This is a genomic window from Qipengyuania gaetbuli, from assembly GCF_020524765.1.
In the GTDB taxonomy this organism is placed as follows: Bacteria; Pseudomonadota; Alphaproteobacteria; order Sphingomonadales; family Sphingomonadaceae; genus Qipengyuania; species Qipengyuania gaetbuli_A.
On the sequence record NZ_JAIVLR010000002.1, the window covers coordinates 922,699 to 936,244 of the forward strand.

A 13,546-nucleotide genomic window follows, 5' to 3' on the forward strand; every position below is an offset into this window, starting at 1 on the left:
CCCTTCTAATCGAGAACTCCGGCTTTGCGCGCCATGGCGATGATGCCATCGGCCAATTCGTGTGGGCGGTCTTCCTGGCTGAAATGGCCACACTTGCTCAGCATTGCGTGCGGCTGTCCCTTGGCGCCGGCAATGCGCTCGGAAAGCAGCGGCGCGGCCATGCCCAACACTGGGTCATCCTCTCCGAAGAGCGTTAGGAAAGGCCGGTCGAAGGCTTCCAGTCCCTTCCATGCCGCCAGATTGTCGTCGATGCCATCCATGCCGTCTTCAACCGGCACCAGTTGCGGAAACGCGCGGGCCCCTGCCTTGCTCGGCTCGTCCGGGAACGGCGCGTTGTATGCTGCCACCTCGGCATCGCTGAGCTCGGTCTGCGTCGCCCGCTGCAGTATGTCGCCGATCACGAAATCTGGCGAGCTCTTGGCGAAGGCGCGCCAGGCGAGGAAACCGTCCGAAACCTTGCCGCCCGTGGGCAGGGTCGCATTGCTGGCGACCACAAAGGTAAAGCGTTCAGGCTCCTGTCCCACTATGCGCAATCCGAGGAGGCTCCCCCAGTCCTGGCAGAATAGCCCGGCAGGTTGGGGCACTACGGCGTCGCGCCATTGCTTCAGCCAAGCAGTGTGCCGGGCATAGGTGTAGAAGGCAGGATCTTCGGGCTTGTCGCTCTTGCCGAAACCGATGAGGTCGGGCGCAAGGACCCTAAAGCCTGCGTAGACCAGAAGAGGGATCATCTTGCGATAGAGATACGACCAGCTCGGCTCCCCGTGGAAGAGCAGAACCGGCGGTGCGTCCTTCGGGCCTTCATCGAGGTAATGCTGGCGGGCCGACATCCCGTTGCCGAGGTCGATCTCGATCCAGTTCTCGGCGAATGGATAATCGGGGATGCCTGCGAAGCGTTCGGCGGGGGTTCGAAGTATCTGCATTGGCTTCTCCCATGGCGAGCCGCAATCCTGAGGCTGCATTTGCACCAGCGCGGTCGCAACGGGAACTTAAGGGGTCCGCTTCGCCGTGTCACCCAACTGGCTGACGGGCACCGTCTCCTTGAAGGTGTGCGTAATGTAGGGAAACGGGATCTCGATATGCGCTTCGTCCAGAGCGGATTTGATCGCGCGGATCACCTTGTCTTTGCTCTCCCATCCCGAGCGCGGCGTAGATCCGGCCCACCAGCGCACAAGAAAGTCCACCGAACTGGAATTGAATTCCTGCGCAAAGATATCGACGCCCTTGCTGGCAAGCACGTCGTCCACCCCTTCGACGGCACGCCTGATAACGTCGGCCGCGTGGTCGAGGTTGGTGTCGTAGGAAACACCGATCACGACCTGGTGCCGACGCTGGTCGACATCGGTCAGGATTTCGACAGGGTTCTTGAACAGGATCGAATTGGGCACGACGGTCAGTTCGCCCGAAAGCTTGCGAACATGGGTCTCGCGCAAGGTGATGTGTTCTACCTTGCCGGTAATGCCTTCGCACTCGATCACGTCGCCGATCCGCATTTTCTCGCGGACCATGATGAGCACGCCCGCAAGGAAATTCTCGAAGATGTCCTGGAAGGCAAATCCGATGGCGACGGCACCGATACCCAATCCGGCGAGCAGGCTTGCCGGGGTCAGGCTGGGAATGACGATGACGGCTGCAATGAACAGGCCCGTTACCCAGATCGCCAGCTTCACAAGCGTATCGATCAGGTTCTTCAGGCTGGCCCTGATTTCGGTTCTGCCGACCAGCGTATCCGCAATCTTGGCGGCGAAACGGGCGACGATCCAGGTGAGCAGGAAGACGAACAGCGCGATGGCCAGACTGGGCAGGGCCTCGACGAAGCCGGTACCCATGTCCTGCAGCTCATCGCGCAGTGTGGAAATGTAATTCACCCGGAGGACTCCCTTTGCGGGGCAACGGTATGCCCCGCTCAGGGTTCCGAAATGGCGAAATTACATGGTTTTCGCCGCTTAGGCTTAGTTCAGCCCGTGTTCCTTGCGGGCAATCTCGTGCAGCCAGTCTGCATGGCGCGGGGCTTTCTTGGTCTGGCTCCATTCCTCGAGCATCAGCGGGGCAACGCGCTTGAGTTCCGCATATTGCTCGTCCGTGCCGATATCGGCAGCAAGCTCCACGCGGTGACCGTTCGGGTCGAAGAAATAGATCGACTTGAAGATACCGTGGTGGGTCGGACCGAGGACGTCGATACCGAGGCTTTCGACATGGTCCTTTGCAGCGAGGAGTTCTTCTTCAGAGCCGACGCGGAAGGCGAGGTGCTGGACCCATTGCGGCGTATTTTCGTCGCGGCCCATGTCGGGCTGGTTGGGCAGTTCGAAGAAGGCGAGCACGTTGCCGTTACCTGCATCGAGGAAGACGTGCATGTAAGGGTCGTAGGCACCGGTCGAGGGAACGTGGTCCTCGGCAAAGGCAGTGGTATATTCCATGCCCAGCACCTTGGCGTACCATTCGACGGTCTCTTTCGCGTCCTTGCAGCGGTAGGCTGCGTGATGGATGCCGGAGGGCTTGATCGCGCTCATTCTGCAGGTTCCACTTCGAGAACGCCGCGACGGATCTGGTCGCGCTCCATGCTTTCGAACAGGGCCTTGAAATTGCCTTCGCCGAAGCCTTCGTCACCCTTGCGCTGGATGAATTCGAAGAACACGGGGCCGACCTGCGCTTCTGCGAAGATCTGCAGGAGCAGGCGGGGCTGACCACCTTCGGTCGTGCCGTCGAGCAGGATGCCGCGCGCCTTGAGCTCGTTCTCGTCTTCGCCGTGGCCCGGCAGGCGCTCGGACAGCATCTCGTAATAGGTTTCGGGCGGGGCGGTCATGAAAGGGACGCCCAGCTTCTTCAGGTTGTCCCAGCACGCCAGCAGGTCGTCGCAGATCAGCGCGATGTGCTGGATGCCTTCGCCGTTGAACTCCCGCAGGAACTCCTCGATCTGGCCCTTGCCGCCTTCGCCTTCCTCGTTGAGGGGGATGCGGATCTTGCCGTCGGGCGCGGTCAGCGCCTTCGAGGTCAGGCCGGTGTACTCGCCCTTGATGTCGAAGAAGCGGATTTCGCGGAAGTTGAAGAGCGTCTCGTAATAGTCCGCCCAGTACTTCATACGGCCGTTGTAGACGTTGTGCGTGAGATGATCGATGACGTTGAAGCCGGCCCCGACGGGATGCTTCTCGACGCCCGGAAGGTATTCGAAATCGATGTCGTAAATCGACAGGCCGTTGCCTTCACCGTCTTCGTAACGGTCGATCAGGTAAACGATCGCGCCGCCGATGCCGCGGATGGCCGGGATGTGGAGTTCCATCGGGCCGGTCTGCACAGCGACTGGCTCGGCGCCGCGTTCAAGCAGTTCTGCGTAGGCCTTGCGGGCGTCGCGAACGCGGAAGCCCATGCCGCAAGCAGAGGGGCCGTGTTCGCGCGCGAAGAACCATGCGGCGCTTTTCGGTTCGTAGTTGAGGATCAAATTGATCTGGCCCTGGCGCCAGAGATCGACGTCCTTGGAGCGGTGCTTGGCGACGAGGGTGAAGCCCATGGCTTCGAAAACCGGCTCGATCACGCCTTTTTCGGGCGCGCAGAATTCGACGAATTCGAAGCCGTCGAGGCCGATGGGGTTTTCGAAAAGATCGGGCATGTGAGTCCTCTGTCCGCTAGATAGTTTCAATGGAAACCAAATACGCAATTGCGACATGGCTGTCAAGAAATTGGCGTGCCTGTCAGAGCTCGTTCCGACGGATTGCCTTGCTGCTGCGGTGAGTCCATGGAGGGGGCATGGCTAGTGAAGACCTCGACGACATCCGCCGCGCCGTTCGCGCAGTCTGCTCCGACTTTCCGGGCGAGTACTGGCGCGATAAGGATCGAGAACGTGCCTATCCCGGGGAGTTCGTGGACGCCATCACGCAGGCGGGTTTCCTCGCGGCTCTGATCCCCGAGGAATATGGCGGCAGCGGCCTGCGTCTCGATGCGGCGGCCATCATCATGGAGGAAATCCAGGCTGCGGGCTGCAACGGAGCCGCTGCCCACGCCCAGATGTACGTGATGAACACTCTGCTTCGATACGGCAGCGAAGATCAGAAAACGACTTGCCTGCCTGCCATCGCTACTGGTGAGCTGCGCCTACAGGCGTTCGGCGTGTCAGAACCGACCAGCGGGACGGATACACTTTCGCTGCGCACCTTCGCGCGGAGAGACGGGGATGACTATGTCGTCAACGGCCAGAAGATCTGGACCAGCCGGGCGGAGCATTCCGATCTCATGGTCCTGCTGGCGCGGACGACACCGCGCGAGGAAGTGGCCAAGAAGACCGAGGGGCTCTCACTGTTCCTTGTCGACATGCGCAAGGTGGTGGGCAACGGCATGACCATCAAGCCGATCCGCACGATGATGAACCACTCCACCACGGAAGTGTTCTTCGACGACATGCGCATTCCCGCCTCTGCGCTCATCGGCGAGGAAGGGCAGGGCTTTCGCTACATCCTTTCGGGCATGAACGCAGAGCGCATCCTGATCGCCGCCGAATGCATCGGCGATGCCAAGTGGTTCATCGAGAAGGCCAGCGATTACGCGAAGGAGCGGCAGGTCTTCAGCCGTCCGATCGGCCAGAACCAGGGGGTCCAGTTCCCGATTGCCCGCTGCTACGCCCAGATGCGGGCGGCGGAGCTGATGGTCCATCACGCGGCACAGGTTTACGACCAGGGCGGCAATGCCGGTGCCGAAGCGAACATGGCAAAGATGCTCGCCAGCGAAGCAAGTTGGGCCGCAGCCGACATGTGCGTGCAGACCCTTGGCGGCTTCGGCTTTGCGGAGGAATACGATGTCGAGCGCAAGTTCCGCGAAGCGCGGCTCTACACTGTTGCGCCGATCAGCACGAACCTGATCCTCAGCTACGTGGCCGAACATGTTCTCGGTCTGCCGCGTTCTTACTGATTTGCCGCGCGAAACCCCTTGCGCGCAAAGGTTAACTGTGATTCTGTAGCAATATGAGGGGCAAGCCGAGACTCACTATCAGGCAGAAGCAGAAGGCGTCGCAAAGCGCGGCGCTCGGCGCGTTGCTTGTGATGGGCGCGATCGGCATCGCCGGCCCGAGCGGGCTTTTGGCATGGAGCGAGAATCTCCGCCTGCTCGACCAGCGCGAAGCCCAGCTGGCCGCTCTCCAGAAAGAACGTGCCGCGCTGGAAAACAAGGTGGCGCTGCTGCACCCCGAACATGCCGATCCCGACATGGTGGGCGAACTGCTTCGCAGCCAGCTCAACGTCGTCCATCCGGACGAGGTCGTGATCAAGCTCGACGACTGATCGGGCGCAAAACCCCGCTATTCCGTAAGGTTTTCGTATGCGTGCCGAGCAGGGCGTTGCGCGGCGCGCGTGGCTATGCCTATAGGCTCAGGCATATTCCTCCCCGGAAGAGAAGGATGCTGTAGTTTGGCAAAGGCCCCGAAGAGCAAAGCCGCAGGTAGCCCGGCTGAAAACCTCGATTTTGTCCTGCATTCGCTGCAGGAAGAACTCGACAAGAAGAAGCGTTTCGACGCGAGCAGCGACCAGATGCTGCATTTTTACGAGCAGATGCTGCTGATCCGCCGGTTCGAAGAACGCGCCGGCCAGCTCTATGGCCTCGGCCTCATCGGCGGCTTCTGCCACCTCTATATTGGACAGGAAGCGGTTGCGGTGGGCCTGCAGTCGGCCCTGACCGAAAAACTCGACAGCGTTATCACCGGTTATCGCGACCATGGCCATATGCTGGCCTACGGCATCGATCCCAAGGTCATCATGGCCGAGCTTACCGGCCGCGAAGCGGGCATTTCGAAGGGCAAGGGCGGGTCGATGCACATGTTCTCGACCGAGCATAAGTTCTACGGCGGCCACGGCATCGTCGGCGCGCAGGTCGCCCTCGGCGGCGGACTGGCACTCGCCCACCAGTACAACGAGGATGGCGGCCTTTGCCTTGCCTATTTCGGTGACGGTGCGGCCAACCAGGGCCAGGTCTACGAAACCTTCAACATGGCCTCGCTCTGGAAGCTCCCGATCGTCTTCGTGATCGAGAACAACCAGTATGCGATGGGGACTGCCGTCAGCCGCAGTTCCGCCGAGACCGAGTTCTACCGCCGCGGCACCGCGTTCCGCATCCCGGGTATGAAGGTCAACGGCATGGATGTGCTGGAGGTCAGGCAGGCAGCCGAGATCGCCTTCAAGCATGTGCGCGAGAGCAGGGGCCCGGTCCTGATGGAATGCGAAACCTACCGTTATCGCGGTCACTCCATGTCCGACCCGGCCAAGTACCGCACGCGCGAGGAAGTGCAGGATATGAAGGATCACAAGGACCCGATCGAGGGCCTCAAGAAGATCCTCATCGAACAAGGCACCAGCGAAGACGACCTCAAGGCCATCGACAAGGACATCCGCAAGATCGTGAGCGAAGCAGCAGATTTCGCCGAGAATTCGCCCGAGCCGGAGGCATCCGAGCTCTACACCGACGTTCTGGTCGAGGAGTATTGATCCATGGCCATCGAACTGAAGATGCCGGCGCTTTCGCCCACCATGGAAGAAGGCACGCTTGCCAAGTGGCTCAAGCAGGAAGGCGACGAGATCGCCATCGGTGACATCATCGCCGAAATCGAAACCGACAAGGCGACGATGGAATTCGAAGCTGTGGACGAGGGGACGCTTGGCAAAATCCTCGTTGCCGAAGGGACCGAAGGCGTGAAGGTCGGGACCGTCATCGCCATGCTGGCGGGCGAGGGCGAGGATGCCTCCGCCGTTGCGGATGCTGCCCCCGTCGCCGACGTTCCGGGTGAGGGCAAGGATGTGGGCCGCGAGCCGTCCGAAGCGGAAATCAGTAGGCCGAACAAGAAGTCGGGCGTGAAGGATCCGGAAATCCCGCACGGCACCAACATGGCTACAGTCACGGTCCGCGAAGCCCTGCGGGATGCCATGGCCGAGGAAATGCGCCGCGACGAGCGCGTGTTCGTGATGGGCGAGGAAGTCGCCCAGTACCAGGGCGCTTACAAGGTGACACAGGGTCTGCTCGACGAATTCGGCCCCAAGCGCGTGATCGATACGCCGATCACCGAATACGGTTTCGCCGGTATCGGCACCGGCGCGGCGATGGGTGGCCTTCGCCCGATCGTCGAGTTCATGACCTTCAACTTCGCCATGCAGGCGATCGATCACATCATCAATTCGGCAGCCAAGACCAATTACATGTCGGGCGGCCAGATGCGTTGTCCCGTGGTCTTCCGTGGTCCCAACGGCGCGGCCAGCCGCGTCGGTGCACAGCACAGCCAGAACTACGGCCCCTGGTACGCCAGCGTGCCGGGCCTGATTGTCATCGCGCCCTATGATGCCGCCGACGCCAAGGGCCTGATGAAGGCTGCCATCCGCTGCGAAGACCCGGTGGTTTTCCTCGAAAACGAGCTCGTCTACGGCCGCAGTTTCGAACTGCCCGAACTGGACGACCATGTGCTGCCGATCGGCAAGGCGCGGATCATGCGAGAAGGCTCGGATGTCACGATCGTCGCATACTCGATCGCGGTAGGCCTTGCTCTCGAGGCCGCCGAGCAGCTGGCCGGCGAAGGCATCGATGCCGAAGTGATCGACCTACGCACGCTGCGCCCGCTCGACAAGGAAGCCATCCTTGAAAGCCTTGCCAAGACCAACCGTCTGGTCATCGCGGAAGAGGGGTGGCCGACCTGCTCGATCGCATCGGAAGTCGTCGCCATCTGCATGGAAGAAGGCTTCGACCACCTCGATGCCCCGGTAACGCGGGTATGCAACGAGGACGTTCCGCTACCCTATGCCGCGAATCTCGAAAAGCTGGCCCTGATCGACACGGCGGGCATCGTCTCGGCGGTGAAGAAGGTTTGCTACCGGGACTAGTACGCCGACGTTTTTTCGAATTGAAAAGCCGCCGTAGCGGGTGCTGCGGCGGCTTTTTCATTCCGTGCATCGAATCGCACGATAATTGCCTTGCCGCACAGCTTAAGGTCGCTCCCTAAACTGGAGGAAAGGGGGCGTTAACCTTGGAGGCGAAAAGCCGACTCATGGGAGTAAGGGGGCTGCGGTCCATACCAGGGGCGGATTTTAACTTCCTTTTAGGGCTGTTGCTTTACCTCGCCCCAATAGCGGGGGGCTATGAATGGAACCTCGAATAAATGGACACGAGGTTCGCAATGCTTCGCAATGCGCTGCAATTTCTGAAGCAGGTCCGCGACGACAAGCGCGGAAACATGCTCATTCTCGTCGCGGCTTCGCTCGTGCCGATCGTGGGTACGATGGGCCTCGCCGTCGACGCAGCCCAGTGGATCAGCTGGCGCCGAGATTTGCACAGTGCGGCCGATGCCGGCGCCATTGCCGGCGCGCTTGCCATGAAGAATGGCGAGAATGTGAACGCCGTCGTCACGAAGGTACTGACCAACAACACGCAGCATACCTACACCGTCGAGGCGATCGAGACGCCGCCCACCGCCGGCCCCTTCGCCGGTGATAACAGCATGGTCCGCGTGGTGCTGAGCGTCAGCCAGCCGCTTCCCTTCTCCAGCCTGTTCCTTTCGACCCCGCCCACCATCAGCGTGGAAGCAGTCGCGCAGGCCGGTAAGGAAGTCCCGAACTGCATGATCGCGCTCGATACCTCCGGCATCGGTCTTACCATTTCGGGTTCGGCAAGCGTCGACATGAACTGCGGGCTTGCCTCCAACTCCAATTTCGACGCCACGACGTCAGACAAGATCCGCGCCGGTGCGCTTTCAGCGGTAGGCTCGGTCAATGCAGGGGGCGCGATCACGGCCGACACGGCAGTCCATAACGGAACACCGCCGGTCGCCGACCCGCTCGCAGGTACCGTTACCAATCCGAACCTCACGACATGCAACGGTGAACAACGGATCAGCAGCACCACTACCCTCTTTCCCGGGTGCTATCGCGGCATCACCGTCAATGCGCGGGAGACCTTGGTTCTGTCGCCGGGCACCTATTATATCGGTGAAAAGGGCCTGACAGTGAACGGCCAGGCTCTGCTTGTCGGGGACGGGGTAACACTGGTCTTCACGAACACGGACAGCCCTTTCAACCCGAACAAGGTCGGCACGTTTACCGGCAATGGTACGGCCGAGATCAAGCTTAGTGCGCCGGATACCGGTCCCTATGCAGGCATCATCATTCACCAGGACAGCCGCACGCCGGCCGGAACGACCATGTTCATCACCGGCGACAACGGTTCGATTTTCGACGGCTCGATCTATGCCCCCTCAAACACGGTCGGCTTTAGCGGTAACTCGGGCATGAATACCGACTGCCTGCAGATCGTATCGCGCTATATCACCTTTACCGGCAACACGACGGTCGTGAACCGCTGCCGTGCAGGACGTGGTGTGGCCTCGTTCTTCGGCGACACAGTCATCAGGTTGCGCCAATGATCAGTCTTATCGCTAGGACAATCCGCAGTACTGCGGGGAATGCGACGATCGAGATCGCTCTCGTCATGCCCATCGTTCTCATGATGGCACTCGGAGGCATCGATTTCGCCATGGGCTATCGCCACAAGATCGAGATGCAGCAAACCGCGCAGCTCGGTGCCGAGTATGTCATGGGCACGATGGAGAACGTGCCGACGGCCGTCCAGGTGCGTCAGGCCATCGCGGACGCAACCGGCATGCCGATGGGGAACATCACCGTCGATAAATGGATCGAGTGTGATGGCGCCAGGCAGGCAATTGGTGCGCCGCTTTGCGTTACTCCGGGGGCGGTCCAGACCGATTTTATGACGATTACCGTCCGCGATACGTACACGCCCATGCTCAACATCGACGGGATCGCCGATTTCGCAAGCACCCAGACCCATGTCGGCTCGGTCACGCTGAGGACGAAATGATGATCACGCGCCTGAAAAGCTTGTTCCGTAACGCAAAGGGCAGCGCTGCCGTCGAGTTCGCGCTAGCATTGCCGCTGACGGTGACGATGCTGCTCGGCGCACTGAACATGGGCATTTACTTGTTCTTTCAGAATTCGCTTTCGTCGGCACTCGACGAGGCGGCGCGAAGTGCGACCGTTTGGCCGATTCCGAGCGACGCGCAGTTGCAGACCGAGTTCACGAACAATCTGCTCAGCGCACAGCAATTCGGTAATGCAACGCTCGCGGTAACCCACGGGACCGACGCGGCCGGGCGCGACTTCGTCGACCTGGTGGCCACCGGTGGTATCAATGTGAACCTCGTGTTCGTCGACATGGGCACCATGCCCGTTCGCCTGACCAAGCGTTCCTACCCGCAGCTCTAGGCCGTTCCGCCAGACTTGCGCCGAACGCGCGGCTTCGTCATGGCCGCGCGCATGGATGCCAAGGAACTCCTGAACGATAACGACCTGCACCCGGAATACCGGATCGCATTGGCCTATGCGCACCCGGATGACCGGTTGGCATACCATGCCATGTTCGAGCTCGACCGGCGCTTGGCAGAGGTTGTCGCGGGCAGCAGCGAACCGATGATCGGCCAATTGCGCCTTGCATGGTGGCGTGATGTCCTTGGCAAGCAGCCCGAAGACCGTCCTTCCGGCGAGCCGCTTGTCGCTGCACTGAACGCGGCATGGGGCGCCCATTCCGGCGGCCTCGAAAAGCTGGTAGACGCGTGGGAAGGGATTTTGCTGGCCGAGACGCTCGACCGCAATGCCGCGCTGCAATTCGTCCAAGGCAGGGCGGCATCATGGTCAGCGCTTGCGGCCGGTCCTTTAGCCAAGGAGAGCTCCGCGGGGATACCGCTCGCAGCCCAGGCATGGTTTCTCGCCGACCTCCTGTCACACCTATCCGATGCGGGAGAACGCGAAGTCGTTGCCGGTCTGGCTAATGGCACAGACCTGCGCTCCCCGAGGCTTCACCGTCGCCTGCGCCCATTGGCAATCCTGTCGGCCTTGGGAAGCCGGGCCCTCGCTGCAGGCGGCGTCCCTCCCATGGAGGGCAGGGGGTCAGCACTTCTAGCCTTGCGTGTTGGTATTTTCGGCCGCTAAACAAAGGGTTGTCGCAGAACAGGGGGTTGCATGAGGGGCATTGTTACCGGCGGGATCATTGTCCTTGTCGCTATGGGTATCGGACTGTTTTGGTACCAAGGCCGCGCTGAAGTCGAAGCCGCAGCACCTCCGGCCTTGCTTGCCGAATTGCCCTCGACTGCATCACCTGACGCGCTACCTTCTGGCGACCCGCAGGACATGGTCGGCCCTGCGCCGCCCGAAGCAACCGAGCTGACCAAGGAAGAGCAGCGCTTCTTCCGCTACGACCGTGACCGCGACTGGCGCATCAGCCGGACCGAGATGCTCTCCACCCGCAGCGACGGGTTTCGCAAGCTCGACAAGGATGGCAACAATCTGCTCACCTTCGAGGAATGGGCAGTCGCAACGGTCGACAAGTTCGAAGGCGCCGACGCCGATGGCGACAACGAACTTACGCCGAGAGAATTCGCTACGACGCGGCCGAAACCTGCCAAGAAGCGTAAGTGCGCTTGCTGATCAGGCGGTGACCGCTTCGGCGCCCGCAATCCACTCCCCGAATTCTTGTTTGGCACGCGACGTGTAAGCTTCCTTGCGCGCTTTCTTCTTCACGTCGTGAAGCGGGGGGAAGAGGCCGAAATTGACGTTCATGGGTTGGAACGTCTCTGCTTCCGCATCGCCGGTGATGTGGCTGAGCAGCGCACCAAGAGCGGTTGTGCGGGGCGGCGGTGTCCAGTCGCGACCGGCCAATTCGGCCGCGGCCATCATCCCTGCCATCAGCCCGACTGCGGAACTCTCCACGTAGCCCTCGCATCCTGTGATCTGGCCAGCGAACCGGATGTGCTCCCCGCCGCGCAGCCGCAACTGGCGATCTAGGACGAGTGGCGAGTTGATGAAGGTGTTCCGGTGAAGACCGCCGAGCCGTGCGAACTCAGCATTCTCGAGGCCCGGAATGGTTCGGAACAGCTCGATCTGTGCGCCATATTTCAGCTTCGTCTGGAAGCCGACAATGTTCCACAGGGTGCCGAGCTTGTTGTCCTGTCGCAGCTGGACCACGGCATAGGGCCAGCGACCCTGTGGGAATTCGGGCGTGGTATCGTGCGGGTTGTCGAGGCCGACCGGCTTCATCGGGCCAAACCGGAGCGTGTCGACCCCGCGCGCGGCCATGACCTCGATCGGCATGCACCCGTCGAAATATGGGGTATCCGCTTCCCATTCGCGGAATTCGGTTTTCTCACCATCGAGCAGGCCCTGGTGGAAGGCGAGATACTGCTCCTTGGTCATGGGGCAGTTAATGTAGTCTCCGTCTTCGTTCGAGGCCTCGGTCCGCTTGTTCCAGCGGGACTGGATCCAGCACACGTCCATGTTGATGCTGTCGCGATGCACGATCGGGGCGATGGCATCGAAGAAGGCGAGGCGGTCTTGTCCGGTCGCCCCGACGATGCTTTCGGCAAGCGATTGCGCGGTCAGGGGGCCCGTCGCGACAATGGTGAGACCGGCTGAGGGGAGGGTGTCGACGCGTTCGCGCGCGACGGTCACGTTGGGGTGCTCTTCGAGCGTGCGCTGCACTTCGGCGGAAAAAACGTCGCGGTCGACCGCCATGGCGCTTCCGGCAGGGACGCGGGCCACTTCGCCCGCGCGCATGACAATGCTGTCGAGCCCGCGCATTTCGTGATGCAGGAGGCCAACCGCATTGCGGTCGCTATCATCCGAACGGAAGCTATTGGAGCAGACCAATTCGGCGAGGCCGTCGGTCTGGTGGGCGGGCGTCATCTCGCCGCCGCCGCGCATTTCGGACAGGCGAACCTTGAAGCCGCGCTTCGCCAGTTGCCATGCCGCTTCGCTTCCCGCGAGGCCGCCGCCGATGATATGTACGTCGTGAGTCATTGCGGTGGCGCACCTAGGGCTTGCATGCCCCCTCTATCAAGGATTACCGAGCGCGAACGAGGGGAATTTCATGCCAAAACGCGCATTGTCCGAGCACCGGCCCTACCTGCTGGCCAGCCTGGCCGCAGCAGTCAGCTACTTTTTCGTCATGGACGACCCCATCGGCGGGATCTGGCTGATGGCCTGGAAGGGAGCTGGCGTCGGGTTTCTTGCCCTCTACGCAGCTCACCGCGGCAAGGGGTTCGATGGTGCGCTGATCGCGCTTGTCATGACCTTCGGCGCGCTTGGTGACGTGGTGCTCGAGTTCAGTTTTCTTGTCGGGGGCGCGCTCTTCGCGGTCGGGCACCTGATTGCTATCGCTCTTTACTTGCGCAACCGCCGCCCGGCTAAGACCGCTAGCCAGACGTTTACCGGCATTGCCCTTCTTGCAGCGACACCGGCAATTGCTGGATTGATGACCTATCCCCTGCCGAACTGGCAGGCCGCGACCGGCTATTCGTTCGTGGTCGGAGCCATGGCAGCTGCGGCATGGACGAGCCGTTTTCCCCGCTACCGCGTGGGGACGGGCGCGGTGCTGTTCGTCATCAGCGATTTGCTGATCTTTGCACGTGAGGTGGGGCATATCCCCGCCGAGGTCGGAAGCTGGCTGATCTGGCCGCTATATTATGGCGGCCAGTTCCTCATCGCGATCGGCGTGGTGCAGAGCATTCGCAAGCACCACGCCTGAT

Annotated in this window: 15 protein-coding genes; 10 read left to right on the plus strand and 5 right to left on the minus strand. The window is 61.4% G+C overall.

Annotation, left to right across the window (positions count from 1 at the left end; all coding sequences use genetic code 11):
* Nucleotides 1-5 precede the first annotated feature (5 nt).
* The 4 genes from LC083_RS13010 to hppD form a co-directional block, all read right to left on the minus strand.
* Nucleotides 6-920, minus strand: a complete 915-nt coding sequence (locus tag LC083_RS13010; RefSeq protein ID WP_226700743.1) for a haloalkane dehalogenase — start codon at nucleotides 918-920, stop codon at nucleotides 6-8.
* A 66-nt stretch (nucleotides 921-986) separates the two neighbouring features.
* On the minus strand, nucleotides 987-1,865 hold the full coding sequence (locus LC083_RS13015; protein WP_226700744.1) for a mechanosensitive ion channel family protein: 879 nt from the start codon (nucleotides 1,863-1,865) through the stop codon (nucleotides 987-989).
* Between the two features lie 84 nt (nucleotides 1,866-1,949).
* Nucleotides 1,950-2,507, minus strand: a complete 558-nt coding sequence (locus tag LC083_RS13020; RefSeq protein WP_224832601.1) for a VOC family protein — start codon at nucleotides 2,505-2,507, stop codon at nucleotides 1,950-1,952.
* A complete protein-coding gene (gene hppD, locus LC083_RS13025) occupies nucleotides 2,504-3,601 on the minus strand; it encodes a 4-hydroxyphenylpyruvate dioxygenase (RefSeq protein ID WP_226700745.1) in 1,098 nt (365 codons plus the stop codon). Before hppD ends, LC083_RS13020 begins: the two co-directional genes overlap by 4 nt.
* Nucleotides 3,602-3,738: 137 nt before the next feature.
* On the opposite strand from hppD, the gene LC083_RS13030 reads away from it, so the two are divergent.
* The 9 genes from LC083_RS13030 to LC083_RS13070 all read left to right on the plus strand — a co-directional run bounded on the left by LC083_RS13030 (nucleotide 3,739) and on the right by LC083_RS13070 (nucleotide 11,450).
* Entirely contained in the window at nucleotides 3,739-4,893 is a 1,155-nt protein-coding gene (locus LC083_RS13030; protein ID WP_226700746.1) for an acyl-CoA dehydrogenase family protein, read from the plus strand.
* A gap of 53 nt (nucleotides 4,894-4,946) precedes the next feature.
* Nucleotides 4,947-5,261, plus strand: coding sequence for an FtsB family cell division protein (locus LC083_RS13035; RefSeq protein WP_160607073.1), 315 nt, complete (start codon nucleotides 4,947-4,949; stop codon nucleotides 5,259-5,261).
* Nucleotides 5,262-5,387: 126 nt separating this feature from the next.
* Nucleotides 5,388-6,458, plus strand: a complete 1,071-nt coding sequence (pdhA, locus tag LC083_RS13040; RefSeq protein ID WP_226700747.1) for a pyruvate dehydrogenase (acetyl-transferring) E1 component subunit alpha — start codon at nucleotides 5,388-5,390, stop codon at nucleotides 6,456-6,458.
* Nucleotides 6,459-6,461: 3 nt separating this feature from the next.
* Nucleotides 6,462-7,838 (plus strand): pyruvate dehydrogenase complex E1 component subunit beta, encoded by a 1,377-nt coding sequence (locus tag LC083_RS13045; protein WP_226700748.1) that lies wholly within the window; start codon nucleotides 6,462-6,464, stop codon nucleotides 7,836-7,838.
* A gap of 275 nt (nucleotides 7,839-8,113) precedes the next feature.
* Entirely contained in the window at nucleotides 8,114-9,373 is a 1,260-nt protein-coding gene (locus LC083_RS13050) for a pilus assembly protein TadG-related protein (protein ID WP_226700749.1), read from the plus strand.
* Nucleotides 9,370-9,828: a TadE/TadG family type IV pilus assembly protein gene (locus LC083_RS13055; RefSeq protein WP_226700750.1), complete on the plus strand. Its 459-nt coding sequence runs from the start codon at nucleotides 9,370-9,372 to the stop codon at nucleotides 9,826-9,828. Before LC083_RS13050 ends, LC083_RS13055 begins: the two co-directional genes overlap by 4 nt.
* Nucleotides 9,828-10,232 carry a TadE/TadG family type IV pilus assembly protein gene (locus tag LC083_RS13060; protein WP_226700751.1) on the plus strand — a complete coding sequence of 135 codons (405 nt, stop codon included), beginning with the start codon at nucleotides 9,828-9,830 and terminating at the stop codon, nucleotides 10,230-10,232. The genes LC083_RS13055 and LC083_RS13060 overlap by 1 nt, the downstream gene beginning before the upstream one ends.
* A gap of 51 nt (nucleotides 10,233-10,283) precedes the next feature.
* Nucleotides 10,284-10,955, plus strand: coding sequence for a hypothetical protein (locus LC083_RS13065; protein WP_226700752.1), 672 nt, complete (start codon nucleotides 10,284-10,286; stop codon nucleotides 10,953-10,955).
* Between the two features lie 30 nt (nucleotides 10,956-10,985).
* Nucleotides 10,986-11,450, plus strand: a complete 465-nt coding sequence (locus LC083_RS13070; protein WP_226700753.1) for a hypothetical protein — start codon at nucleotides 10,986-10,988, stop codon at nucleotides 11,448-11,450.
* Here the strand turns inward: LC083_RS13070 and trmFO are convergent, their stop codons facing one another.
* Nucleotides 11,451-12,818, minus strand: coding sequence for a methylenetetrahydrofolate--tRNA-(uracil(54)-C(5))-methyltransferase (FADH(2)-oxidizing) TrmFO (gene trmFO, locus LC083_RS13075; RefSeq protein ID WP_226700754.1), 1,368 nt, complete (start codon nucleotides 12,816-12,818; stop codon nucleotides 11,451-11,453).
* Nucleotides 12,819-12,888: 70 nt separating this feature from the next.
* Here trmFO and LC083_RS13080 point away from each other — a divergent pair, with 70 nt between their 5' ends.
* Entirely contained in the window at nucleotides 12,889-13,545 is a 657-nt protein-coding gene (locus LC083_RS13080; RefSeq protein ID WP_226700755.1) for a lysoplasmalogenase, read from the plus strand.
* The last annotated feature ends 1 nt before the right edge of the window (nucleotide 13,546 follow it).

What these genes read in the sequence shown, in the direction of transcription:
- LC083_RS13010 (WP_226700743.1), bottom strand. Translation starts at nt 920, where the DNA reads ATGCAGATACTTCGAACCCCCGCCGAACGCTTCGCAGGCATCCCCGAT.
- LC083_RS13020 (WP_224832601.1), bottom strand. Translation starts at nt 2,507, where the DNA reads ATGAGCGCGATCAAGCCCTCCGGCATCCATCACGCAGCCTACCGCTGC.
- hppD (WP_226700745.1), bottom strand. Translation starts at nt 3,601, where the DNA reads ATGCCCGATCTTTTCGAAAACCCCATCGGCCTCGACGGCTTCGAATTC.
- LC083_RS13030 (WP_226700746.1), top strand. Translation starts at nt 3,739, where the DNA reads ATGGCTAGTGAAGACCTCGACGACATCCGCCGCGCCGTTCGCGCAGTC.
- LC083_RS13035 (WP_160607073.1), top strand. Translation starts at nt 4,947, where the DNA reads ATGAGGGGCAAGCCGAGACTCACTATCAGGCAGAAGCAGAAGGCGTCG.
- LC083_RS13045 (WP_226700748.1), top strand. Translation starts at nt 6,462, where the DNA reads ATGGCCATCGAACTGAAGATGCCGGCGCTTTCGCCCACCATGGAAGAA.
- LC083_RS13050 (WP_226700749.1), top strand. Translation starts at nt 8,114, where the DNA reads ATGGACACGAGGTTCGCAATGCTTCGCAATGCGCTGCAATTTCTGAAG.
- LC083_RS13055 (WP_226700750.1), top strand. Translation starts at nt 9,370, where the DNA reads ATGATCAGTCTTATCGCTAGGACAATCCGCAGTACTGCGGGGAATGCG.
- LC083_RS13060 (WP_226700751.1), top strand. Translation starts at nt 9,828, where the DNA reads ATGATCACGCGCCTGAAAAGCTTGTTCCGTAACGCAAAGGGCAGCGCT.
- LC083_RS13065 (WP_226700752.1), top strand. Translation starts at nt 10,284, where the DNA reads ATGGATGCCAAGGAACTCCTGAACGATAACGACCTGCACCCGGAATAC.
- LC083_RS13070 (WP_226700753.1), top strand. Translation starts at nt 10,986, where the DNA reads ATGAGGGGCATTGTTACCGGCGGGATCATTGTCCTTGTCGCTATGGGT.
- trmFO (WP_226700754.1), bottom strand. Translation starts at nt 12,818, where the DNA reads ATGACTCACGACGTACATATCATCGGCGGCGGCCTCGCGGGAAGCGAA.
- LC083_RS13080 (WP_226700755.1), top strand. Translation starts at nt 12,889, where the DNA reads ATGCCAAAACGCGCATTGTCCGAGCACCGGCCCTACCTGCTGGCCAGC.